The sequence below is a fragment of the Sinisalibacter lacisalsi genome, assembly GCF_014640115.1.
Lineage (GTDB): Bacteria > Pseudomonadota > Alphaproteobacteria > Rhodobacterales > Rhodobacteraceae > Sinisalibacter > Sinisalibacter lacisalsi.
The window spans coordinates 550,835-573,985 of sequence record NZ_BMGI01000001.1 but is presented as its reverse complement, the minus strand read 5'-3'; the positions used below and the strand labels follow the sequence as shown (position 1 = coordinate 573,985).

Sequence of the window (23,151 nt, the reverse complement as noted above, 5' to 3'; positions counted from 1 at the left end):
ACTGCTTTGCGGCGCGGTCAAACCGGCAGGCCCACGACGAAGCGCGCGCCGAGGGGTTCGGAGGTGATGTCGGCGTCGGTCGGGCGGATGTTCTCGGCCCAGATCACGCCGCCATGGGCCTCGACGATCTGCTTGGAAATCGCGAGGCCGAGGCCGGAATTGTTGCCGAACTGGTTTTCCGGTCGCTGGCTGTAGAAGCGGTTGAAGATCTTGGTCAGCGCCTCTTCGGGAATCCCCGGGCCGGTGTCTTCGACCACCACCAGCACCCGGTTCTCGCGCTGCCGCGCCCAGACGCGGATCGCGTCGCCTTCATCGCAGAACGAGGTGGCGTTGGTGATGAGGTTGACGAAAACCTGCGCCAGCCGCGCCTCGAGCCCGTTGATGATGATCGGCTCGCCGGGCAGGTCGGTGATGAAATCCACGCCCTTCTGGTGCGCCTCGTTGCCGAGGTAGTCAGCGAGGTTGCGCAGCATCTTGAGCAGGTCGAATTGCTCTTCTTCCTCCTTCACCAGCTCGCTGTCGAGCCGCGAGGCGTTGGAGATGTCGCTCACCAGCCGGTCGAGGCGGCGCACGTCGTGCTCGATCACGTCCAGCAGCTTGTCGCGCTGCTCATCCTTCTTGACGAACCGGAGCGAGCCGATGGCCGAGCGCAGGCTGGCCAGCGGATTCTTGATCTCGTGCGCCACGTCTGCGGCGAACTGCTCATTGGCGTCGATCCGGTCGTAAAGCGCCGCGACCATGCCGCGCAGCGCCTTGGAGAGCCGGCCGATCTCGTCGGGCCGGGCGGAAAGATCGGGGATTCGCACGCGGCCGGGATTGGCCTTGCGCGAGTTGCGGTCGCGGCCGATCTCGGCGGCGGAGGCGAGATCTGACAGCGGGTTGGCGATGGTGGAGGCGAGCAACAGGCTCAATCCGATCGAAACGAGGATGGCGAGCACGAAGACCTGCAGGATCTGCTCGCGCTCGGAACGCACCAGCGCATCGATGACGCTGCCCTCGCTGACCATCGCCACAACGCCAGAAACCTCGCCACCCACGAGGATAGGCGTGGTGACAAAGAAGGTGCTCTGGCCCGAACCATCGCGGCTGCTGGCGATGCGCGTGCGCCCCGCGAGGGCATCACCGAGCAGCGCCCGCGCCACCCGCTCGGCGTCGAGCTGCGCTGCCGCGCTTTCGTTGTTGGCCGAGATGAGGTTCGACAGCGCTTCCCAGGCACGGCTCAGGCCATCGCTGATGATGGTGGTGCCCAGTTCCCCCTCAAGCCCGACCACGGGGAGCGGGTCCGCCACGCCGGCCCCCAGGGTATCGCCGAGCAGGGCGCCTTCGAGGTCGAAGACAAGAAGGTTGCCGCCGTCGCGCAGGTTGACGAGCGGCAGGATCTCCGCCACCCGCTCCCGCGTCAGCCCGTCGCCGGGCTCCGCGCCAAGCTGGCGCGCCTCGAACACATCGGCCACCAGTTCGGCCGAAGTCACCAGGCTCCGCTCGCGCTGGAACATCAGGCTTTCGCGGAACGGGTTGAGATAGAGCAATCCGCCCACGAGCACGACCAGCCCGAGGATATTGAAGATGATGATCTTGCGGGCCAGCGGTGACCGATTCGCGGTGATCCAGCCACGCCGCTTGCGCCTTTCGCGCAACTCGGCATCGACGGAAGACTGGGGCGAGACCCAGTCTTCTCCCAACACCACTTCGGTGTTGCCGGCAGATGCCTTCGTGTCACGCACCACTTTCACCTCTGGGCGAACCCTCGCCTCCGCGCCTATTCCTCGTTGTACCGATAGCCGATACCATAGAGCGTTTCGATCGCGGAGAACTCGTCATCGGCCATCCGCATCTTCTTGCGCAGGCGCTTGATGTGGCTGTCGATGGTGCGGTCGTCGACATAGACCTGATCGTCATAGGCCACATCCATCAACTGGTCGCGGCTCTTCACGAAGCCCGGACGCTGCGCCAGTGCCTGCAGGAGCAGGAATTCGGTCACCGTGAGCGACACGTCCTTGCCCTTCCAGCTTACCGCGTGGCGGAGCGGGTCCATGGTCAGGTTGCCGCGCACCATGACCTTGTTTTCCTCGGTGTCCGGAATGGCGACACCCTCGATCGCATCCTGCCGGCGCAGCAGCGCGCGGATGCGTTCGACGAGCAGGCGCTGGCTGAACGGCTTCTTGACGTAATCGTCGGCGCCCATGCGCAGGCCGAGCACCTCGTCGATCTCGTCATCCTTGGAGGTGAGAAAGATCACCGGCATGTTGGTTTTCTGGCGGACGCGCTGGAGCAGGTCCATCCCGTCCATCCGCGGCATCTTGATATCGAACACCGCCATATCGGGCAGGCGCTTGTTGAACGCATCAAGCGCGGCCTGACCATCGTTGTAGGTTTCAACCTCGAAGCCCTCGGCTTCGAGAGTCATGGAGACGGACGTCAGGATATTCCTGTCGTCATCGACCAATGCAATCCTCGACATGTGAGGTATCCTCTACTGCTCATTTTTTTGCCTGTTTTCCGCCAATAGAATCCGCTTTCTCCCGCAAAATCAATATACACGGCGAATCAAAGCCGCGGGTGAGTCAATTACGCACCACAAAAGGCGAAAAAATGGCTAAGGCATTTTCCCGCGCGAAGCATGATTGCGCAAACACCGTCTGGCTAGCGCTAACGCCGCCGAACACGCCTGTTCCTTTGCAAAACCCGCATGTTATAGCGAGCCGTGCAGCGGCTTCGGCCTTCCGGGCAGCGGCATAGTGCGGGTTTGGCCCCTCGCACGTCTTCGACAATCTCGATCCCCGGCGGTTGCCGGCAACAGGAGCATCAGATGAGCACAGGACGGGTGAACCCGGCACACCGACTGGAAGACCAAGGCATCGAAGGGCTTGGACACGTCTTTTACAACCTGATCGAACCGCAGCTGGTGGAGCAGGCCGTCCAGCGCGGCGAGGGCCACATCGGCAAGGGCGGCGCGATCATGGTTTCGACAGGAACCCACACCGGCCGTTCGCCCAAGGACAAGTTCGTCGTCCGCACCCCGGACGTGGAAGACACGATCTGGTGGGAGAACAACAAGCCGATGGACCCGGCCGCATTCGACGTTCTCTACGCCGACATGCTCGAACACATGAAGGGCAAGGACTACTTCGTCGAAGACCTCTTCGGCGGCGCCGATCCCGCCCACCGGCTCGACGTGCGCATGATCACCGAACTGGCCTGGCACGCCCTGTTCATCCGCCACATGCTGCGCCGCCCCGAGCGCGAGGAACTCGACAGTTTCGCCCCCGAGTTCACCATCATCAACTGCCCCAGTTTCAAGGCCGACCCGGCCCGCCACGGCTGCCGCTCGGAAACCGTGATCGCGCTGAACTTCACGCGCAAGCTGATCCTGATCGGCGGCACCGAATACGCTGGCGAGAACAAGAAATCCGTATTCACCCTGCTCAACTACATCCTGCCCGGCAAAGACGTGATGGCGATGCATTGCTCGGCCAACCACGCGCCGAACAACCCGGTCGACACCGCGGTGTTCTTCGGCCTTTCGGGCACCGGCAAGACGACGCTCTCGGCTGATCCGAGCCGGGTTCTGATCGGTGACGACGAGCACGGCTGGTCGGAAAAGGGCACCTTCAACTTCGAGGGCGGCTGCTACGCCAAGACGATCAACCTCTCGCCCGTGGCCGAACCCGAGATCTTCGCGACCACCTCGATGTTCAGCACCGTGGTGGAAAACATGGTCTGGGACGAAGACACGCTCGATCTCGATTTCGCCGACGACAGCCTCACCCCCAACATGCGTTGCGCCTACCCGCTGCACTACATCTCCAACGCGTCCGAAACGGCGCTGGGGGGGCATCCGAAGAATATCATCATGCTCACCTCCGACGCGTTCGGCGTGCTGCCTCCGATCGCGCGGCTGACGCCGGCGCAGGCGATGTATCACTTCCTGTCGGGCTTCACCTCGAAGGTGGCCGGCACCGAGCGTGGCGTCGTGCATCCCGAGCCGACGTTTTCCACGTGTTTCGGCGCCCCCTTCATGCCGCGCCGCCCGGAAGTCTACGGCAACCTGCTGCGCGACAAGATCGCCAAGCATGGCGCGACCTGCTGGCTCGTCAACACCGGCTGGACCGGCGGCCCCTACGGCGAAGGCGAGCGGATGCCGATCAAGGAAACCCGCACCCTGCTCGCGGCCGCGCTCGACGGGTCGCTCTCCGATGTCGAATACCGGAAAGATCCGAACTTCGGATTCGAGGTGCCGATGCATGTGCAGGATGTGCCCGATGTGCTGCTCGATCCGCGCCGCACCTGGAACGATCATGCCGCCTATGACGAACAGGCGACGAAGCTGGTGAAGATGTTCGCCGAGAACTTCGAGCAATACATCGACTTCGTCGACGACGACGTGAAGGCGATTAAGCTGGGCTGATCGCATCAGAACCCGAAGACCCCGCGCCCCGGCCCAACCGCCGGGGCGCTTTCGTTTGCGGTGTCACGGTCGTTTCACGGAATCCTGTCAGCCTTGCCGGCATGAAACATGCCCTTGCCGCCTGCCTGTTTGTGCTGCCCCTGACCGCCACGGCCGAAGACGACATTCTGGCCACCGGCGCGGCGCTCTACGATGAGTTTTGCTTCGACTGCCACGGCCCCACCGCAACCGAGGGCGAGGCGGGTGACATTCGCGGCCTGCCGGCCTCGACGGTGTCCAACGCCACGCAGAGCTTCGAGATGATGCCGGCGTTCGATCTCGACGCCGACCAGATCAAGGGCCATCGCCAGCTATCTCGCGAGCCTCTGAGCGCGTTTCACCCCATCAGCCCGCGCCGGACAAGGTTCAACCCGGCGAGGATGAGCACCACGAGCATGGCGCGGCGGAAGGTCTGCTGCGGCATCCGGTCGTGCAGGCGGGTGCCGATCCAGAGCCCGGCGAGAACCGGCACAACGGCCGCGGCGGAAAGCGGCAGGGTGGCAGCATCGAGCACGCCGGAGCGCAGGTGCGCGGCCGCCAGCATCACCGCGCCAAGCCCGAACACCACGCCCTGGATGCGGATCGTCTCGCGTTTTTCCTCGTCGATGGCGACGAGGTAAGCCACGAGCGGCGGCCCCCAGACGCCCGACATGCCGCCGATGAACCCGGCGACGCCGCCGAACAGAAGCTCATCGCGCACCCGGGTCTCGGGCCGCAGGTGCAGCCGCCAGCCCATGAGCTGGGTCAGCGCGAAGAGCACGATCGGCACGCCGATTACGAGAAACAGCAGGTTCTGCGGCACCAGCGCCACCAGTTGCGCCGCCGAGGCAAGGAATACCAGCATCATGACGAGAAACAGCCAGAACCGCCGCACCACCGCCCAGGCCAGCCGCCAGCCACCGCGCAGGCTCTGGAACAGGTTGGACACCAGCGTGGGCAGGATCAGCGCCGCAAGCGCAATCTCCGCTGGCAGGATCGAGCCCAGCCCCGAGATCATGATCATCGGCAGGGCAAAGCCCACCGCACCCTTCACGAAGCCTGCGAACGCCGAGATCGCTGCCGCGACGAGCAGGATCTCGAGCGGCAATTCCACCAGTAGACCGCTCATATCCCCGCCTCGCTTCCCGTTTTTTCGACAGCTTGTATCGGCTTGAGCCTCCGCACGCACGTCAAAACACCCGCGACACTTTCAGTCCATTTTTTCTGCAGTTGCGAATTAATGTTGCGCTGCACCTGCAAAATACCTATTTCTTCCGGGACCGATTCAAGGGAGATCCCCATGCCCAAGGACGCGCACATGCAAAGCCCTCTTCTCGACGATCTGCTCGGCCTCACCGGCGCCGCCATCGCCCCGGCCGAGGAAGTGCTGGCGACCGCAACAGAGCGTGTGCGCGATGCCGTGAGCGAGAATGGCAAGGTCTCGGCCGCGCAGCTGGAGGCACACCAGACCGCCGCCCACGCGCTGGCCTGGCTCGCCACCTATGTCGAGGCGCTGCGTCAGATGCAGGGCTGGGCGGAACGGCTTTCGGCAGAGGGCAGGTTCGGCGAGATGGAGGCACTGATCCACCAGATCGCCTTCGGCGAATACCTCTGGCAGATCTACGGCGGGATCCCGATGAGCCAGGGCGAGATCGCCCGCCTGCAAGACATGTTTCTTACCCAGGACGACCAGCGCGTGCTGATGTCGGACGCGGTGATGACGCTGACCGGGTCCGGCAACACGCCCGCCGCCCGCGCCCGGCTCGTGGCCCTGATGCAGGACAACGCGGGCCACGCCACCTTCGGCGCCACCGGCCTCGACGACGAGCTGGAGATGATCCGCGAGCAGTTCCGCCGCTACGCCGAAGACAAGGTGGCGCCCCACGCCCACGAGTGGCACCTCAAGGACGAGCTGATCCCGATGGAGATCATCGAGGAACTGGCCGAGATGGGCGTGTTCGGCCTCACGATCCCCGAGGAATTCGGCGGGCTAAGCATGTCGAAAGCCTCGATGGTAGTGGTTTCCGAAGAACTTTCGCGCGGCTACATCGGCGTCGGCAGCCTTGGCACCCGCTCCGAGATCGCCGCCGAGTTGATCCTCGCAGGCGGCACCGACGACCAGAAAGAGCACTGGCTGCCGAAGATCGCCGCGGCGGAGGTGCTGCCCACCGCCGTGTTCACCGAACCCAACACCGGGTCTGACCTTGGCAGCTTGCGCACCCGCGCGACGCGAGAGGGCGACGACTACACCGTCACCGGCAACAAAACGTGGATCACCCACGCCGCCCGCGCCAGCGTGATGACCCTGCTCGCCCGCACCGATCCGGCCTCGACCGATCACCGGGGCCTGAGCATGTTCCTCGCCGAGAAAACTCCGGGGACCGACGACGATCCCTTCCCCACCCCCGGCATGACCGGCGGCGAGATCGAGGTGCTCGGCTACCGCGGCATGAAGGAATACGAGCTTGGTTTCGACGGCTTCAAGGTGCCGGCCGAAAACCTGCTCGGCGGCGTCGAGGGTCAGGGCTTCAAGCAGCTGATGAAAACCTTCGAGGCGGCCCGCATCCAGACCGCCGCCCGCGCCGTCGGCGTGGCCCAGAACGCGCTCGAAGTGGGGCTGCAATACGCGCAGGACCGCAAGCAGTTCGGCAAGCCCCTGATCGCCTTCCCCCGGGTCGCGGGCAAGCTGGCGATGATGGCGGTGGAAATCATGGTGGCGCGCCAGCTCACCTATTTTTCGGCATGGGAAAAGGACCACGACAGGCGCTGCGATCTCGAGGCAGGCATGGCCAAGCTGCTCGGCGCCCGCGTGGCCTGGGCGGCGGCCGACAACGCGCTGCAGATCCACGGCGGCAACGGCTTTGCCCTGGAATACCAGATCAGCCGCATCCTCTGCGACGCACGCATCCTCAACATCTTCGAGGGGGCGGCGGAGATCCAGGCCCAGGTCATCGCGCGGCGTCTGCTGGGCTGAGGACGCCGGCTTCCCCGCGACCATCATCCATGCTAGACTTTTCTCCAGCAATGGAGACTTGATGATTGTCCTTTGAACCCGTGGGGCGCAATGAGCGTCCTTGCCCGGCACCCGAACAGGGGTGCTTACCGTGGTTCCCACGAGGATGTTTCCTTGACCAAATCCCATGATCTGAAATCTCTCGGCTGGTCGGCCGACTTCCTGCGCCAGATCGAGGTCGACGAAATCGGCGTGCTGGAGCCTGCGCGCGTCACCGCCGTGCACCGCGACCGCCTTGATGCCATCGCCGAAACCGGAACCGTGAGCCTCCGGCTTCCGCCCGGCCTCTCCACCGGCGAGGTGGCGGTGGGCGACTGGGTGTTGATCGACCCGGCGCGAAGCCACGTTGCCCGGATACTCGACCGCAAGAGCCTGCTGCACCGCCGCGCCGCCGGGATCGAGGCGCGCGACCAGCTGATCGCAGCGAACGTCGATACCCTGTTCATCACCACGTCGCTCAACGCCGATTTCAACCCGGCCCGGCTCGAACGCTACCTCGCCATGGCCTACGAAGGCGACGTGACGCCGGTTCTCGTGCTGACCAAGGCCGATCTCTGCGACGATCCCGCGCCCTACCTCGACACCCTGCGCGCCATCGCGCCCACCGTTGCCGTCGTCGTGCTCGATGCCCGCGATCCGGGGGTGGCGGCAGAGCTTGCCGACTGGTGCGGCCCGGGCCAAACCGTGGCCCTGCTCGGCTCGTCCGGGGTGGGAAAATCCACCCTCGCGAGCACCTTGACCGGCGCGCAGATCGCCACCCAGGACATTCGGGAAGACGACGCGAAGGGCCGCCACACCACCACGGCGCGGGAATTCCACGCGCTCGCGACCGGTGGCTGGCTGATCGACACGCCGGGCATGCGCGAGTTGCAGCTGGCCGGCACCAGCCGCGGCATCGACACGGTTTTCGAAGACATCGCCGAACTGGCCGCTGCCTGCCGGTTTTCCGACTGCGCGCACGAGAGCGAGCCGGGCTGCGCCGTCAAGGACGCGATCGCGCGCGGCGAGCTCTCCCGCGACCGGCTCGAGCGTTGGCACAAGCTCAAACGCGAGGACGCGCGCAATTCCGAGAGCGCCGCCGAAGCGCATGCCCGCAATCGTGTTTTCGGGCGGGTGGTGAAGCAGGTGAAGAAGATCAAGCGACGCTGACGGCGGCCCCGGTTGCCCCACCCGGGCACCGCTGCCCAATCCCGTCACATCGCGGCGCCCTCCACGGCCTCCAGATCGAAGGCCGCCGCCATGAGCGCCCGGGTGTATTCGGTTTGCGGGGCGTCGAAGATCTCGTCGGCGGTGCCCGTCTCTACGATGTCGCCGGACTTCATCACCAACACCTTGTGCGCCAGCGCCCGCACCACCTTGAGATCGTGGCTGATGAACAGGTAGGCCAGCCCGTGGCGGCGTTGCAGCGTGCGCAGAAGCTCGACGATCTGCACCTGAACCGTCATGTCCAGCGCCGATGTCGGCTCGTCGAGCACCAGCAGGCGCGGGCGCAGGATCATGGCCCGCGCGATCGCGATGCGCTGGCGCTGGCCGCCGGAAAACTCGTGCGGATAGCGGTGCATCGCTTCCGGGTCGAGCCCCACCTCCGCCATGATCTCGGCGACCATCTCGCGCCGGTTGCGGCCGGGCTGGACCCCGTGCACACCGAGCCCCTCGGCGATGATCTCCTCCGCGGTCATCCGGGGCGAGAGTGAACCGTAAGGGTCCTGGAACACGATCTGCATGTCGCGCCTGATGCTGCGCAACTCCCGCGGGCTCAGACCCTGGATATTCTGCCCCAGGAACACCACCGGGCCCTGCGACCCGATCAGCCGCATCACCGCCAGAGCGAGCGTGGTCTTGCCCGACCCCGATTCGCCGACGATCCCCACCGTTTCGCCCGCACGCACCGAAAAGCTCGCGGCGTTCACCGCCTTGATGTGCCCCACGGTGCGCCTGAGGAGCCCCTTGGTGATCGGAAACCAGATCCGCAGGTTTTCCGCCCGCGCGATCTCGTCCGCGCCATCGGGCACCGGGTCTGGCCGGCCGGTCGCCTCGGCGGAAATCAGCATCCGGGTATAGGGGTGGCGCGGGTTGTTGAAGATCTCCGCCGTCGGGCCTGTCTCGACGATCTCACCATCCTTCATCACGCACACCCGATCGGCAAACTTGCGCACGATCGCGAGGTCGTGGGTGATGAACAAAAGGCTCATCCCCTCGGCGGCCTTGAGGTCGGCGAGAAGATCGAGGATCTGCGCCTGGATGGTCACGTCGAGCGCCGTGGTGGGTTCGTCCGCGATCAGCAGGTCGGGGCTGTTCGAAAGCGCCATGGCGATCATCACGCGCTGGCGCTGGCCACCGGAAAGCTGGTGCGGATAGGCGTTCAGCCGCTCCTCGGGGTTCGGAATGCCCACCTTTTCGAGCAGTTCGAGAATGCGGGTGCGCACCGCCGTCCCCTTCAGCCCCTGGTGCAGCAGGATGGTTTCGCTGAGCTGTTTCTCGATCGTGTGCAACGGGTTGAGCGAGGTCATCGGCTCCTGGAAGATGAAGCTCACGTCGTTGCCGCGGGCCGCGCGCAGCTGGGCCTCCGGCGCGCCGACGAGCTCGCGCCCTTCGTAGCGGATCGAGCCGGTCACGGTGGCGCTGTCGGGCAGCAGCGACACGGTGGAAAGCGCCGTCACCGACTTGCCCGAGCCGGATTCGCCCACCAGGGCCACGGTCTCGCCCTTCTCGATGTGAAAGCTCACCCCCTTCACCGCGGGCTGTTCCCGCCCGTCCTGGCGGAACGACACGTTCAGATCCGTGACTTCGAGCACCTTCATTGGAACGTCTTTCGCGGATCGAAGGCATCGCGCACACCCTCGAAGATGAAGACGAGGAGCGAGAGCAGCACGGTGAAGGTGAAGAAGGCGGTGAAGGCGAGCCACGGGGCCTGGAGGTTCTGCTTGGCCTGCCGGGTCAATTCGCCAAGGCTGGGCGACGAGGACGGCAGGCCGTAGCCCAGAAAGTCGAGCGCCGCGAGCGTGCCGATGGTGCCGGTGATGATGAAGGGCAGCATGGTGAGCGTGGCCACCATCGCGTTGGGCAGCATGTGGCGGAACATGATGACCCGGTTGGACACCCCCAGCGCCTTGGCCGCGCGCACGTATTCGAAGTTGCGCGCCCGCAGGAACTCGGCCCGCACCACGCCCACAAGCGCAGGCCAGCCGAACAGGACGGTGACGAAGACCAATAGCCAGAAACTTCGCCCCAGGATGGCGAACAGGATGATGATGACGTAGAGCGAGGGCGTGGAGCCCCAGATTTCGAGCAATCGCTGGAAGATGAGGTCGATCCAGCCACCGAAATAGCCCTGGATCGCGCCCGCGGCGATGCCGATCAGCGAGGTCAGCACCGTCACGATCAGGGTGAACAGCACCGAGAGGCGAAAGCCGTGGATCACCCGCGCCAGCACGTCGCGGGCGGTGTCGTCGGTGCCCAGCCAATGCCGGCTGTCGGGCGGTGAGGGCGCGGGGCCGCCGATGTCGTTGATCGTGTCGTAGCTGTAGGGAATGATCGGCCAGAGCAGCCAGCCCTTGTCGATCTCGACGCCTCCGACGATGCCATCCTGCGCGTCTTCGATCACGCCCTCGGGATCATCGAAGCAGCTCTGGTTGCCCTGGCTGACGATCAGGCATTGCACCTCGATATCGCCGTAAACCGCCTCGGTGCGGAAATCGCCGCCGAACTCCGTCTCGGGATAGAAACTGAAGACCGGCGTGTAATAGTCGCCGGCGTAGCGCACGAGGATCGGCTTGTCGTTGGCGATGAACTCGGCGAACAGCGTGATGCCGAACATCACCGCGAAGATCACCAGCGACCAGAAGGCGCGCCGGTTGCGGCGGAAGTTGCGCCAGCGGCGCTGGTTCAGCGGCGAGAGCGTCATGGCCGGGCCTCAGCGGCGAAAACGCGGGCGGACGCGCGGGCCCGCAGCATTCGCGAGGGATTGGCGTGCGGTCTGCTCATCATCCCTCCCGCCGCTCGAAGTCGATGCGCGGATCGATGAACACATACATCAGGTCCGACAGGATGCCGACGAACAGCCCGACGAGGCCGAAGACGAAAAGCGTGCCGAAGATGATCGGGTAATCGCGCGCCACCGCCGCCTCGAACCCCAGCCGACCCAGACCGTCGAGCGAAAAGATCGTCTCGATGATCAGCGAGCCACCGAAGAACACGCCGATGAACAGCGCCGGGAACCCGGAAATCACGATCAGCATCGCGTTGCGGAAGACGTGGCCATAGAGCACCCGCGCTTCCGAGAGCCCCTTGGCCCGCGCGGTAATCACGTATTGCTTCTTGATCTCGTCGAGGAAGGAATTCTTCGTCAGCAGCGTGAGGGTGGCGAAGCTGGCGATCGTCGAGGCCGTGACCGGCAGGGCGATGTGCCAGAAGTAGTCGAGCACCTTGCCGACCAGGCTCAGCTCTTCCCAGTTATCGGAGGTCAGCCCCCTCAGCGGGAAGATCTGCCAGTAACTCCCGCCGGCGAAGAGCACGAGCAGAAGGATGGCGAAAAGAAAGCCCGGAATGGCATAGGCCACGATGATCAGGCCGGAGGTGAAGGTGTCGAACCGTGTGCCGTCACGCACTGCCTTCCTGATGCCGAGCGGGATCGAGACGATATAGGCGATGAGCGTCGACCAGAGCCCCAGGGTGATCGACACCGGGAGCTTCTCGGCGATCAGTTCGAAAACGCCGATGGAGCGAAAATAGCTCTGCCCGAAATCGAGCCGCATGTAGCGCCACATCATGTTGAGGAAGCGTTCGAGCGCGGGGATGTCTTCCTTGAAACAGGCTTCATCGGCGAGGTCGGGCGGGCCTTCATGCTCGGGCCCGCAGACGACGCGGGCGAAGCCCATCTCGATTTCGAGGCTGTCGAGAAAATCCTGAGGCAGTCCACGCGCGCCGAGATAGCGATCGTCGCCACCTCCGGCGTTGTCGGACGCCTCCGAGCCGCCGCCGGAGATCGCCTCGAACACGTCGCCCTCGCCCTCCATCTGGGCGATGATCTGCTCGATCGGCCCACCGGGGACGAACTGGGTCAGCGAGAAGTTGATGATCATGATCCCGATCAGCGTCGGGATGATCAGCAACACTCGCCGAAGGATATAGGCGCCCATCTCGCTCCTGTCCTGCCTGCGGCCTGCCTCGGATCAGCGCAGCGCGCCGGACGCCTTCAGCGCCGCGTGTTTTTCTTCGTTGAACCACCAGAAATCGAGATAGCCGAGATCATAGGGCGGGATCGTGCCGGGATGCTCGAACATGTCGTAATAGGCCACGGTGTGCTTGTCCTTGAACCATTGCGGCACGACGAACTTCAGCGCACGCAGGGTGCGGTCGAGCGCCTTCATTCCGGCAACCATCTCGTCGCGGGACTCGGCATTGGCGGCGACCTTGATGATCGCGTCCACCGCGGGATGCGCGATGCCGGCCGGGTTGAACAGGCTGTACTCGGCCTCGCGCGAGCCGAAGGCCTGTTCCAGCCCCGATCCGGCCTCGTAGCCGATCGAAAGATGGTCGGTCATGATGTCGAAGTCGAAGCTGCGCGAACGCTCGATGTATTGCGCGGTGTCGACCCGGTTCAGCTTTGCGTCCACGCCCAGCGATTTCAGGTTCGCCACGAAGGGCTGGATCACCCGGTCGAACGATGGCGAATACTCTAGGAACTCGACCGACAGCACCTCGCCCGCAGCGTTGCGGCGCAGCCCGTCTTCGCCCACTTCCCAGCCGGCCTCGGCCAGCAGCGCCGAGGCGGCGCGCAGTTGCGCGCGGTCAAGCTGGCGCGCGCCGGATACCGGCGGCATCACCACCTCCTCGGTCAGCACGCCCTCGGGCAGGATATCGGCCAGCGGCTCAAGAATGGCCAGCTCCTCGGGCGAGGGCAGGCCGGTGGCCTCGTTGTAACTGTTGGTGGCGAACCCGTTGACCCGGGCATAGAGGCCGTAGAACAGCGTGTCGTTCGACCACTCGAAGTTGAACATCCGCGAAATCGCCTCGCGCACGCGGATATCCTGGAATTTCTCACGCCGCAGGTTGAAGACGAAGGCCTGGCCGGAAGCCTGCTGGCCATCGGGAAGCTCCGCTGTCACCACTTCGCCGTTCTTCGCCGCGTCGAAATCGTAGCCCGTGGCCCATTGCTTCGAGCTGTTCTCGATGCGGAAGGTATAGGCACCGGCCTTGAACGCCTCGAAGGCGGCATCGCTGTCGGCGAAATATTCCACGCGGATGCTGCCGAAATTGTTGCGCCCCTTCATGATCGGCAGGTCGGTCGCCCAGTAATCCGGGTTGCGGCGATAGACGATCCGCTGATTCACCTCGTAGCTGTCGAGCATGTACGCGCCGGTGCCCAGCGCCATTTCGAGGCGGCTTTCGTCCAGCCGGGCGCCGTTTTCCTCGAACCATGCCTTCGACATCACCGGGGTCGCGCCGGCCTGGCCGATCCGGTCGCGCTTGGTGCTGTCTTCGACGAAGGTGAACTTGACGGTGCGCGCGTCGAGCGCTTCGATTTTCTCGATGATCCGGGAAACGCCTTCGCGGTAGCTCGGCAGGCCCTGCTCCATGAACAATTCGTGGGTGAACACCACGTCTTCAGCGGTGACCGGCGAGCCATCGGCAAAGGCCGCCTCGGGACGCAGAGTGAAGGTGACCCAGCCGTGATCCTCGGGGTATTCCAGCGTTTCGCAGATCAGGCAGTAGCTGGTGCCGATCTCGTCGGCGGTGGAGGTCATCAGCCGCTCGATGTTGATCGAGGCGCCCCAGCCCGACACGCCCTTGCGGCTGTAGGGATTGAAGCTGTCGAAGGTGCCCATCGCCCAAAGCGCGATCTCGCCCCCCTTCGGGGCATCGGGGTTCACATAATCCAGATGGGCAAAGTCGGCGCCGTATTTCGGCGTTCCGAAGTAGGAAAAGGCGTGGGAGGTGACCGTTTCCGCGCTCCGCGCCGCCATCGTCGAGGCCGCGAGTGCAAGCACCGCCGCTGCGAAAAGGCTGGTGAGGGCGCCGAGCGGGGCCGCGTGGCGAGCCTCTGCACGGGCGGGGGCGATCTGTCGCTTCATCGGGTATCCTCCGTCAAAAAAGGCGCGGCATCGCCGGCTTGGTCAGCCTTCACGCTAAAGCGCGCCATGGTCCGGCTCAAGGCGAGAATTCGTGAACACTTTCGTGAGCGCCTGCGGGCGGGCAAAAAGAAAACGGCCGCCCCTTCTGGGACGGCCGCCAAACCTTGAACCTATTTTTGGCCCGATCACCCGCCGATGGTGGCGAGATAGGCGATCAGGTTGGCCCGGTCCTCGACCTTGTTGAGACCGGCGAAGGTCATCTTGTTGCCCGGCGCATAGGCGCGCGGATCTTCAAGCCAGGCGTTGAGTTCTTCCGGCGTCCAGACGTTGCCCTGCATGGCGAGGAGGGCATCGGAATAGGAGAAGCCGTCCATCGCCGCGACCTCGTGCCCGACGATGCCGTAGAGCGCCGGCCCCGTGGCGTGGGCGCCTTCTTCGAGCTTGTGGCAGGCCCGGCACTTGCCGAACACCCGCTCGCCCTTGCCTGGATCGGCCTCGGCGTAGACGTCGGCAAAGGCGAGGACCACTTCTTCTTCCTCGGCTTCGACTTCATCGCCCATGTCGGGCGCGATGTTGAAGCCGCGCACGACCGCATGCTCCTCGTCGCCGTGGGCCTCGTCCTGGGCCACCTTGTAGAGCGCGCTTGCGCCCCAGTTGGCGAAAAGCATGATGAGAAGCGCGCCGGCGGCACTGGCGCCCAGCTTGATCAAGTTATTTGTGTTCAACATGTCGCGGTCCGTACGTTCCCTGAGTCCCACGCCTTCTATCCGCTTCCATTGCCACGTTTCAAGCGATATGAGGCGCGACGAAATGCCTTGGCTGTCGTTTGTGCATGCAATCGCTAGCCAGACGCGCGCAAATCCGGGGAGAACACGAGAATATGAGCGGAAAAATCGCCTTTCAGGGAGAGCCGGGCGCCTACTCCCACCAGGCTTGCCACGAGGCACGCCCCGGCATGGAGGCGCTGCCCTGCGATACCTTCGAGGACGCGATAGCGGCGGTGCGCGACGGAACCGCCGACCTCGCGATGCTGCCCGTGGAAAACTCGACCTATGGGCGCGTGGCCGATATTCACCGCCTGTTGCCCGAGAGCGGGCTGCACATTCTCGACGAGGCGTTCCTGCGTGTCCGCATCAGCCTGCTCGGCCTGCCCGGCACCCGGCTTGAACAGGTCAAGACGGTGCGCGCGCACCTCGTGCTGCTGCCGCAGTCGGCGCGCTTTCTGAAATTGCACGGGATCACCGGCCACGCCGCCGCCGACAGTGCCGGCGCCGCCGCCGACCTCGCCCGCAACCGTCCGCCCGGTGAAGGGGTGCTCGCCTCGACCCTGGCGGCGGAAATCTACGGCCTCGACGTGCTGGCGCGCGATATCGAAGACCATGGCCACAACACCACCCGCTTCGTGATCATGGGCCCCGAACTCGACCTCACCCGGCGCGGCAACGACGGGATGATGACGACATTCGTATTCGAGGTGCGCAACATCCCGGCCGCGCTCTACAAGGCGATGGGCGGCTTCGCCACCAACGGCGTGAACATGACCAAGCTTGAGAGCTACATGATCGACGGTTCGTTCACCGCCACCCGCTTCTACGCCGATATCGAGGGCCACCCCGACGACCGTCCGGTGCAACTCGCGCTCGAGGAGTTGGATTATTTCACCAACAATCTCGATATTCTCGGGGTCTACCCCGCCGATCCGCGCCGTCACCAAAAGGGCGTCTGACGTTCAGGAAACCTCGGCCTTCGCGCGCGCCTCGATTTCCGCTGCGAACTCGCCCACCCGCTTGCGGAACCGCTTCAGCACGTTCTGACGGGCAAGCTTGAGCGACTGGATCACAAGCCGCGCGGGGATCGTGCGCGGACGGGCATCGAGCGAAAGGTTCATCCGCGTACGGCTGCGCGACATCGCGACGAGGTCGATCTCGACAACGATATCGACCGCTTTCGACGTGGCATTGATCCGCATCCGCTCGGGCGCTTCGTATTCGGTCAGTTCGATATCGAGTTTGCGCTGCCTGTCGCGGTATTTGAACTCGGTATGCCAGGACATGCCCACGCCGGGCACGGCCAAGTCATCGGTGCGCACCACCTCCGCGCCGCGCCGCAGCACCGCGCGTTCGAAACCGTCAAAATCCGACAATTGCCCGAAAACCGTTTCGATCGGTGCGTCGAGATCTTCGCGCGTGGAAAGCTTCATTGCCGGCCCGTTTTTGTCTGCTCGTGGAACGGGCGAAGTGTCACCTCAATCCATCCGGTCCGCAAGCCACATCTTCATCAGGAAATGCGCGATCGCCCCTTCGCGCGGCGGGCCGATGCGCGGGTGAGTGCCCGCGAAAACCGCGAGGAGGTCTTCGCGCGAGATCCACAGCGCGTCTTCCAGTTCCACCGGATCAAGCGTGATATCGGTGCTGATTGCTTCGGCCGCGCAGCCGATCATCAGCGACGCCGGGAAGGGCCATGGCTGGCTGGCCAGCATGCGCACCTCGCCCACCGCCACGCCGGTTTCCTCCGCCACCTCGCGGCGCACCGCCCCGGCCACGGTTTCACCCGGCTCCATGAACCCCGCGAGCAACGAGTAGAACCCCTCCGGCCAGCCCGGTGAGCGGCCGACCAGGAGCGCGTTGCCGCGAGTCACCAGCATGATCACAACCGGGTCGGTGCGCGGAAAATGCGCGCGCCCGCAGGACGGGCACTGACGCCGCCAGCCGCCGTCGATCACCTCGGAAGGGTTGCCGCAACTGGCGCAGAAGCCGTGCGTTCGGTGCCATTCGAGGATGCCCCGCCCGCTCGCGGCGATCTCGGCGTCGAGCGGCGGCATCCGGGCGATGAGACCGCGCAACTCGGCCAGCCGGGCATCATCCGGCAAGTCCGAAAGTGACCCGGGGAAGATATCCTCGGCGGCGAAACCGGGGCCGGGCTCGGGCAGGACGGCGCCCTCCGTCGGCGCCCAGCCAGACACATCCTGCGCGAAGGTGGCGATGCCGGCGGCCGAACCGAGAAACACCCGCACACCGCCGTGCGCAGCCAGAAGGCCGTGCTGCGGCGCAAGCCCGGCGATCTCGCCGCCGCCCGTCAGCAACGGCCGACCGCGCCAGAACGGCACCACCTGCGCCTCGGGGTCGCCGGCGATCTCGTTCGCCCGCGCCCGCCGGTGCGCCTGACGGTCCAGCCCGCCGCCTGCCAGAATGACCCGTTCCGCCACCTTCACCGCGCTTCTCCCGCAACCCTTTGCCGAGGCTGGTGTCTTCCAGCGGTGCCTGGCTGTCAAACAGATCTCCCGGCAACGGGGCGTCGGCAGTGCCTTGCTCGCCTCAAGGTTGTGCGCTAGGATCGGCGCGCCCGCATAGATGCGCGACCGTCAAAAGACTGCGGGCCCACCGGGAATACCCGGGGACAATGGGAAAGGGTGCGGGGAATGGATCAACCCGCTGCGAGCATCACGGCAACCGGGGCGCGCCAGCTCGATCTTCGGATCATGGCGACGAGCGACGTGCACATGCACCTGCTCGCCTTCAATCACGACGCCGACCCCCTCGCCGCCACCACCGGGCTCGCCCACACCGCGACGCTGATCCGCAGCGCCCGGAAAGAAGCGGCCAACACGATCCTGCTCGACAACGGCGATTTCCTCCACGGCAGCACCATGGCCGAGGCGATCACCCACAACGTGCTCGATGGACGGCGCGAGCCGCGCGGGCTGCACCCGATCGTAGCCGCCATGCGCGCGCTCGGCTACGACGCGATGACGCTCGGCAACCACGATTTCGACCACGGCGTGGAATTTCTCGGCCAGGTCCTGCGCAATGCCCCGTTCACCGTTGTCGCGTCGAACATTTCGCTGCTGCCGACAACCGGTTCCGGCGGTCCGCGGCCGATGCCCTTCACGCTTCCTTTCGCCCTGTTGGAGCGCAATGTGACCGATCGGTCCGGCGATCCGCACAGCCTGAAGATCGGCCTGCTCGGCATGTTGCCGCCGCGTTCCGTCACCGGGCTGCACAACGGGCCGTTCCGCGCCGAAACCCGGGATATCGTGACCACTGCGCGCACGATGGTGCCCCAGTTGCGCGCGCTCGGGGCCGACCTGGTCGTGGTCATGGCGCATTCCGGCATCGCCGGGGAGGTGGCCGAGGACGAGATGGAAAACGCCGTGGTGCCGCTCGCCGCCGTGCCGGGGATCGACGCCATCATTGCCGGGCACGCGCACCAGGTTTTCCCCACCGACGCGGGCACATGGCCGCCGTCGGTCGACGCGCGCGCCGGGATGATCCATGGCATCCCGGTTGTCGCCCCGGGCTTCTGGGGGTCGCATCTCGGGGTGATCGACCTCACGCTCCGCCCCTCGCCAACCGGCGGCTGGAGCTTGTCGGACGCACGCAGCGTCGCCCGTGCCGTCGCCCGTCGCGACCCGCTCACCGGAGCGGTGCGGCCAACGGTCTCGCCCGACCCCGAAATCCTCAAGATCCTCTCGCCGGTGCGCGCCGCGATCACTCGACGCACCCGCCGAGCCGTTGGCAACACCCGCCGCCGTCTGCACAGCTACTTCGCCACAGCGGCCCCCGCCCCGGCGCTGGATCTCGTCCATCGCGCCATGCTCTGGTATGGTGCAACGCAGCTCGACGGGATCGCCTCCGGCAGCCTGCCCCTCGTCGCCTCCACCTCTCCGTTCAAGGCCGGCGGCCTCGCCGGACCGGGCTATTTCACCGATATTCCGCCCGGTCCGATCTCGGCCGAGGGATTGACCGACCTTTACGGCCATCCAAACAATCTCTGCGCCTTGTGCCTTTCGGGCACCGGCCTGCTCGACTGGCTCGAGCGCGCGGCGAGCGTGTTCAACACCATCTTGCCGGGGGGCGGCGACCAGCCGCTGGTTACCCCGAAAACACCGGCCTATGCCTTCGAGAGCGTTGCCGGCTGCGATTACCAGATCGATCTTGCCGCCCCGCCACGCTATGACCCCTTCGGAACCTTGCTCGATCCGCGGGCCTCGCGCATCCGGGAGCCGCGGATAGGCGGTGCCCCCGTCGGGGCGGACACGCAGGTTCTTCTGCTCACCAATGACTATCGCGTCACCGGCGGCGGCAACTACCCGCTGCCGGCGGGCGATGGCCAGGTTTTCGACGTGGCGATCCGGGTGCGTAACCTGATCGCCGACTACCTCGCCGCCAACGGCACCTACGACGCCGACCCGATGGCGCGCTGGCGCTTCCGGCCGGTGCCGGGCGCGCGGGCCACGGTTCGGTCATCGCCAAGGGCCGTCGCGGTGCTGGACGAATCCGGCGCGAACGGGATAACCCCCGGCGAGATCTCCGATAGCGGTTTCCAGGCTTTCCATGTCGTGCTCTGACTTGCATCGCCGGGCCCACTTGCCTATATGCGGCCTCGAGAGGTTGGCGCGGGCAAGCGCCTCGCCAACCCGGTCAGGTCCGGAAGGAAGCAGCCGTAACGAGCCCCGCTTGGGTCGATGTCCAGCCTCTCACCTCCCCCGATTGATCGGATGCCCGCATATTGCACCTTGCGGCCGCGCTGCGTAAGCTTCGGCAGCCCTCATCCTGTGGAAAGGCGCCATGTCAGCCCATCGTTCGCGCCTCGGCCCCGAAGACTGGCTCACAGCCGGCCTCGCCGCGCTCACGGAGTCCGGACCGGACGCGCTGAAAGCGGAGCGGCTCGCGCGCGCGTTGGGCACCACGAAGGGGAGCTTCTACTGGCATTTCAAGGATATCGACGCCTTCCGAACACAGCTTGCCAGGCATTGGCAGGCCGGCGCCGAAACGATGCTGCGGCAATCGGCCAACCTCGCCGCTCCCGCCGCCGAACGGCTGCGCAACCTCGCCGCGATCATCGGCGATGGGGCCTCGGAAGCCTCCGTTCGGGCCTGGGCACGCTTCGATGACGACGCCGCGGCGGCCGTGGAACAGGTCGACGAGGCCCGCCTAGCCCATATCGTTGCGGTGCTCGACGCGCTCGGCCTGACCAACCCGGAGTTCGCCCGCATCGTCTACGCCGCGCATATCGGCATGCTCACCCTGCCCGGTGCAGACTCCGACGCCATGAACGACAGCGCGCGCTCAACCCTCACCGCCGCGCTGCTCGCCCTGCAGGACGCCTGAGCCCCGCGCCAATCGGTCGACCAGCCGAGCCCGGGCCTCCGGCAACGGCTTGTCGCCGAGCGAATGGGCGAGCCCGTGGCGCAGGAAATGCCCTGTCGTGCGCAGCCCGTCGACAAGCCCGGCGAGATCGCACGTCACCACCCCGAGCAGTTCCGGCGGCAAGGGCAGGAGCCGGGAGGCCCATTCCCCTGCCCCCTCGGCGCTGACCGCGCGCCCCGACTTCGGCGACACGAAGACGAGATCTTCCCGCCCGCCGGTAACCGCGCAACCGGACAGATCGAGTCCGAACCCGAGTTCCTCGAGCAACGCCAGTTCCCATCGCAGGTAGGCGACGGGCCAGGCCGGGGTTTGCCCGAGGAGATCGAACATCGCGATGCTGCGGGCATAGAGCCTCGGGTGCGCCTCGCGCTCGGGCAGCGCGAAGGCGAGGAGCGCGGTCATCGCGTTGAGCGCCGCGAGCGCCGCGCGATCGTCCATCACCGCCGCCGCCCGGCTTTTTACCGGCTCGACGGTGAAGCTGCCGATATGGTCTTCAAGCCGCGCCCGCCAGGCGAGATCGAGCTGCGCGCCGGGCTGCAGGATCGGGGCGATCTTGCGCGAGGTGCCGCCGCGCACCACGCCCGCGTGCCGGCCGTGCTCGGCGGTGAACACCTCGATGATCGCCGAGGTCTCGCCATGCTTGCGGACGCTGAGAAGTGTGCCTTGGTCACGCCAGTCCATCTGCGCTCGCCCCCTTGCCGCGAGTATCCATGCGGCGGCACGAAGGCGCAAGCGGCGCGCGTGGCTCTATTCCGCCAGTCCGGGCTCGTCGAGCAAATGCCGCCCGCGGGCGTCTTCCACTTCGATCACCCAGAGATCAGGGTCGAACCGTCGCTGGCGGGCAATGGCGGCATCCACCTCCGATTCCGGGCCCTCGGCCAGCACGTCCCATTTCCGGGTGCCCGACATCAGGTCGGCCACCCGCTGAAACGCGACTGCCGCGCCATCCATGGTGGCGAGCTTGACCAGCACCGCGCCGGCGGTGTCGTCGCCCCGCGCCACGACGTAAACCGGGATGCCTTCGGCCTGTAGTCGGGTGATGTAGGCCGAAACCCAGAGGCCCGCGGCCAGTCGGCTCACGAATTGCCGTCTCTGAAATTGAGGCCCATCTCGGAGTAACGTTCAGCCTCTTCCAGCCAGTTCGGCCGCACCTTGACCTGCAGGAACAGGTGAACCTTGCGGCCAAGAAACTCTTCAAGCTCGGCCCGCGACGCCTGGCTCACCGCCTTGATCGTCTCGCCCTTCTTGCCCAGCACGATTCCCTTGTGGCCATCGCGGGCAACGTAGACGATCTGGTCGATCCGGGCGGAACCATCCGGGCGTTCTTCCCAGTTTTCGGTTTCGACGGTGAGCTGGTAGGGCAGTTCCTGGTGCAGCCTGAGCGTGAGCTTCTCGCGCGTCATCTCGGCGGCGATCATGCGCAGCGGCAGATCGGCGATCTGATCCTCGGGGTAGAGCCAGTGGCCTTCGGGCATCTGCTCCGCCAGCCAGCTTTTCAGCTCCGCCACGCCGTAGCCCTTCTCGGCGGAGATCATGACGGTTTTCGCGAAGGCGAACCGTTCGTTCATCTCTTTCGCGAGGCCAAGCAGAACCTCGGATTTCACCCTGTCGATCTTGTTGATCGCAAGTGCCACGGTGCGGCCCTTGGGCATGTTGGCAAGGCCTTCGAGAATGCTCTCGACGCCTGCGGTGATCCCCCGGTGCGCCTCGATCAGCAGCACCACCACGTCCGCGTCCGCCACACCTGCCCAGGCGGCGGCGACCATGGCGCGGTCGAGCCGGCGGCGCGGGCGGAACAGCCCGGGGGTGTCGACGAGCACGAGCTGCGCGTCGCCCTCCAGCGCCACGCCGCGAATGCGCGCCCGGGTGGTTTGGACCTTGTGGGTCACGATCGAGACCTTCGCGCCGACGAGATAATTCGTCAGCGTCGATTTGCCCGCGTTGGGTTCGCCGATGAGGGCGACAAATCCGGCTCTTGTGCTCATGCCGGCGGGCTTAGACCAAATCGGAGGATCGCGCCAGTGGCCTCGTGTCAGCGCAGGATCGGCGGCGCGCCGCGCTGCTCGTCGCGCGTGGTCACGCCGTAGCGCAGGCTCTGCCCGATGCGTTCTGCAAGAGCCGACATATTGGCGGCCTTCTCGGGGCTCAGAACCTCGGCGGCGGTCATGTGAAAGAGGTCGAGCCACGTCGAGAACATGCCCGGATGAATGTCGCGGTTGGCGCGGTGCACCTGCATCGGGTTGCCGTCATAACTGCGGTCGATCCCGATCGCGTTGCGCCAGAACGCGGCGATCCGCGCTTCGTGCGCGCGCCATTCCGGCCCGTCTTGCGAGGCGATGGCGCGGGCGAAGATCGGTCCGAGCATCGGGTGGGCGCGGATGCGCTGGTAGAACAACCCCACCAGCGCGTCGATCTCCTCGGCGGTGATGTCGAATTTCTGGATCGGTGTCGCGGTCGACATGTCTACCTCCGGTGCTTCGAAATAGCCAA

General features: G+C 65.7%; 21 protein-coding genes and 1 other RNA gene. 7 read left to right on the top strand and 15 right to left on the bottom strand.

The window, feature by feature from the left end:
• Positions 1 to 17: 17 nt before the first annotated feature.
• Together IEW01_RS02830 and IEW01_RS02825 are read right to left on the bottom strand one after the other, a co-directional pair.
• A complete protein-coding gene (locus IEW01_RS02830) occupies positions 18 to 1,733 on the bottom strand; it encodes a sensor histidine kinase (RefSeq protein ID WP_229738022.1) in 1,716 nt (571 codons plus the stop codon).
• Positions 1,734 to 1,759: 26 nt separating this feature from the next.
• A complete protein-coding gene (locus tag IEW01_RS02825) occupies positions 1,760 to 2,461 on the bottom strand; it encodes a response regulator transcription factor (RefSeq protein ID WP_188526078.1) in 702 nt (233 codons plus the stop codon).
• Positions 2,462 to 2,809: 348 nt separating this feature from the next.
• Here IEW01_RS02825 and IEW01_RS02820 point away from each other — a divergent pair, with 348 nt between their 5' ends.
• Entirely contained in the window at positions 2,810 to 4,408 is a 1,599-nt protein-coding gene (locus IEW01_RS02820) for a phosphoenolpyruvate carboxykinase (RefSeq protein WP_188526077.1), read from the top strand.
• Between the two features lie 74 nt (positions 4,409 to 4,482).
• Here the strand turns inward: IEW01_RS02820 and IEW01_RS02815 are convergent, their stop codons facing one another.
• Together IEW01_RS02815 and IEW01_RS02810 are read right to left on the bottom strand one after the other, a co-directional pair.
• Positions 4,483 to 4,752: a hypothetical protein gene (locus IEW01_RS02815; RefSeq protein ID WP_188526076.1), complete on the bottom strand. Its 270-nt coding sequence runs from the start codon at positions 4,750 to 4,752 to the stop codon at positions 4,483 to 4,485.
• A gap of 32 nt (positions 4,753 to 4,784) precedes the next feature.
• The gene (locus IEW01_RS02810; protein WP_188526075.1) at positions 4,785 to 5,555 is read right to left on the bottom strand and encodes a sulfite exporter TauE/SafE family protein; all 771 of its coding nucleotides are present in this window, start codon (positions 5,553 to 5,555) and stop codon (positions 4,785 to 4,787) included.
• Between the two features lie 171 nt (positions 5,556 to 5,726).
• Here IEW01_RS02810 and IEW01_RS02805 point away from each other — a divergent pair, with 171 nt between their 5' ends.
• Both IEW01_RS02805 and rsgA read left to right on the top strand, forming a co-directional pair.
• Positions 5,727 to 7,400 (top strand): acyl-CoA dehydrogenase family protein, encoded by a 1,674-nt coding sequence (locus IEW01_RS02805; protein WP_229738021.1) that lies wholly within the window; start codon positions 5,727 to 5,729, stop codon positions 7,398 to 7,400.
• Positions 7,401 to 7,553: 153 nt separating this feature from the next.
• A complete protein-coding gene (rsgA, locus tag IEW01_RS02800; RefSeq protein WP_229738020.1) occupies positions 7,554 to 8,588 on the top strand; it encodes a ribosome small subunit-dependent GTPase A in 1,035 nt (344 codons plus the stop codon).
• A gap of 44 nt (positions 8,589 to 8,632) precedes the next feature.
• Here rsgA and IEW01_RS02795 read toward each other — a convergent pair whose 3' ends face one another.
• The 5 genes from IEW01_RS02795 to IEW01_RS02775 all read right to left on the bottom strand — a co-directional run bounded on the left by IEW01_RS02795 (position 8,633) and on the right by IEW01_RS02775 (position 15,240).
• Entirely contained in the window at positions 8,633 to 10,240 is a 1,608-nt protein-coding gene (locus tag IEW01_RS02795) for an ABC transporter ATP-binding protein (RefSeq protein ID WP_188526072.1), read from the bottom strand.
• Positions 10,237 to 11,343, bottom strand: a complete 1,107-nt coding sequence (locus IEW01_RS02790; RefSeq protein ID WP_188526071.1) for an ABC transporter permease — start codon at positions 11,341 to 11,343, stop codon at positions 10,237 to 10,239. The genes IEW01_RS02795 and IEW01_RS02790 overlap by 4 nt, the downstream gene beginning before the upstream one ends.
• Before the next feature lie 79 nt (positions 11,344 to 11,422).
• Positions 11,423 to 12,577: a microcin C ABC transporter permease YejB gene (locus IEW01_RS02785; RefSeq protein WP_188526070.1), complete on the bottom strand. Its 1,155-nt coding sequence runs from the start codon at positions 12,575 to 12,577 to the stop codon at positions 11,423 to 11,425.
• Positions 12,578 to 12,610: 33 nt separating this feature from the next.
• On the bottom strand, positions 12,611 to 14,512 hold the full coding sequence (locus IEW01_RS02780) for an extracellular solute-binding protein (protein WP_188526069.1): 1,902 nt from the start codon (positions 14,510 to 14,512) through the stop codon (positions 12,611 to 12,613).
• 185 nt (positions 14,513 to 14,697) lie between these two features.
• Entirely contained in the window at positions 14,698 to 15,240 is a 543-nt protein-coding gene (locus IEW01_RS02775) for a c-type cytochrome (protein WP_229738019.1), read from the bottom strand.
• A gap of 152 nt (positions 15,241 to 15,392) precedes the next feature.
• Here IEW01_RS02775 and IEW01_RS02770 point away from each other — a divergent pair, with 152 nt between their 5' ends.
• Complete coding sequence (locus tag IEW01_RS02770; RefSeq protein WP_188526068.1) at positions 15,393 to 16,238, top strand: prephenate dehydratase; 846 nt, start codon at positions 15,393 to 15,395, stop codon at positions 16,236 to 16,238.
• A gap of 3 nt (positions 16,239 to 16,241) precedes the next feature.
• Here the strand turns inward: IEW01_RS02770 and IEW01_RS02765 are convergent, their stop codons facing one another.
• Both IEW01_RS02765 and nudC read right to left on the bottom strand, forming a co-directional pair.
• Entirely contained in the window at positions 16,242 to 16,712 is a 471-nt protein-coding gene (locus IEW01_RS02765) for an SRPBCC family protein (RefSeq protein ID WP_188526067.1), read from the bottom strand.
• A 45-nt stretch (positions 16,713 to 16,757) separates the two neighbouring features.
• Positions 16,758 to 17,723, bottom strand: coding sequence for an NAD(+) diphosphatase (gene nudC, locus IEW01_RS02760; RefSeq protein ID WP_188526066.1), 966 nt, complete (start codon positions 17,721 to 17,723; stop codon positions 16,758 to 16,760).
• Between the two features lie 207 nt (positions 17,724 to 17,930).
• Here nudC and IEW01_RS02755 point away from each other — a divergent pair, with 207 nt between their 5' ends.
• The 3 genes from IEW01_RS02755 to IEW01_RS02745 all read left to right on the top strand — a co-directional run bounded on the left by IEW01_RS02755 (position 17,931) and on the right by IEW01_RS02745 (position 20,622).
• Positions 17,931 to 19,859, top strand: coding sequence for a metallophosphoesterase (locus IEW01_RS02755; protein WP_188526065.1), 1,929 nt, complete (start codon positions 17,931 to 17,933; stop codon positions 19,857 to 19,859).
• 36 nt (positions 19,860 to 19,895) lie between these two features.
• Positions 19,896 to 19,994: signal recognition particle sRNA small type (ffs, locus tag IEW01_RS02750), an RNA gene on the top strand.
• Positions 19,995 to 20,079: 85 nt separating this feature from the next.
• Positions 20,080 to 20,622 carry a TetR/AcrR family transcriptional regulator gene (locus IEW01_RS02745; RefSeq protein ID WP_188526064.1) on the top strand — a complete coding sequence of 181 codons (543 nt, stop codon included), beginning with the start codon at positions 20,080 to 20,082 and terminating at the stop codon, positions 20,620 to 20,622.
• Here IEW01_RS02745 and recO read toward each other — a convergent pair.
• The 4 genes from recO to IEW01_RS02725 form a co-directional block, all read right to left on the bottom strand.
• Entirely contained in the window at positions 20,581 to 21,342 is a 762-nt protein-coding gene (recO, locus tag IEW01_RS02740; protein WP_188526063.1) for a DNA repair protein RecO, read from the bottom strand. The two genes, IEW01_RS02745 and recO, sit on opposite strands and share 42 nt — an antisense overlap.
• 66 nt (positions 21,343 to 21,408) lie before the next feature.
• The gene (locus IEW01_RS02735) at positions 21,409 to 21,741 is read right to left on the bottom strand and encodes a DUF1491 family protein (protein ID WP_188526062.1); all 333 of its coding nucleotides are present in this window, start codon (positions 21,739 to 21,741) and stop codon (positions 21,409 to 21,411) included.
• Complete coding sequence (era, locus tag IEW01_RS02730) at positions 21,738 to 22,646, bottom strand: GTPase Era (RefSeq protein WP_188526061.1); 909 nt, start codon at positions 22,644 to 22,646, stop codon at positions 21,738 to 21,740. Before era ends, IEW01_RS02735 begins: the two co-directional genes overlap by 4 nt.
• A gap of 47 nt (positions 22,647 to 22,693) precedes the next feature.
• Positions 22,694 to 23,122 carry a group III truncated hemoglobin gene (locus IEW01_RS02725; protein WP_188526060.1) on the bottom strand — a complete coding sequence of 143 codons (429 nt, stop codon included), beginning with the start codon at positions 23,120 to 23,122 and terminating at the stop codon, positions 22,694 to 22,696.
• Between the last annotated feature and the right edge of the window lie 29 nt (positions 23,123 to 23,151).